This is a genomic window from Pseudomonas sp. TWP3-1 (assembly GCF_049896625.1).
GTDB lineage: Bacteria > Pseudomonadota > Gammaproteobacteria > Pseudomonadales > Pseudomonadaceae > Aquipseudomonas.
Map to the genome: position 1 here is coordinate 1 of NZ_JAFCUQ010000050.1, position 574 is coordinate 574.

Consider the following 574-nt stretch of genomic DNA (forward strand, 5'->3'; position numbering starts at 1 on the left):
GCAGCCTGCTTGTGACGGATCGTGACGGTGCACCGATCTGCACCCCCGCGCAAAACCTGGCAACCAAGGACGGCGTGCTCAGTACCCGCGCCGAGCAAATGCTGGCTTCTGAAAAGCACTTGGATGAACTGACAGAGCGTATTGATTGGCTTGAGCAGCAAGAGTTTGCCAAGCCACTTGTCCATATCGTGGATCGAGAAGCCGACTCAGTAGCGCATATGAGGCGGTGGCAGGCCGAGGGCTGGAACTGGCTGTTACGCGTAAAAGCAGGCTCCACCGCCACTTATGAGGGCCAATCCCAGCCGTTGAGCAAGATTGGTAGCGGGCTTGTTTACACAGAAACTCGCAAAGTCCAATACAAAGGGAAACCGGCGACTCAATGGGTCGGGGAAGCGTCAGTCGTACTCACCCGTAAAGCGCAGCCGTTTCTCAAAGACAGGGCCGAGCGCAAGACGCTGCACAAGGCTGGAGAGCCCTTGCCGGCACGGCTGATCATTAGCCGAATCATGGGCGCAGACGGTAGTTTGCTGGCTGAATGGTATTTGCTGAGCAATCTTGAACAGCAGGTTGCAGG

At 56.6% G+C, this 574-nt stretch carries 1 pseudogene; it reads left to right on the forward strand.

What is annotated here, in order from left to right:
- Positions 1–574: pseudogene (locus ACP7BN_RS27685) on the forward strand (hypothetical protein); the annotation flags it as partial.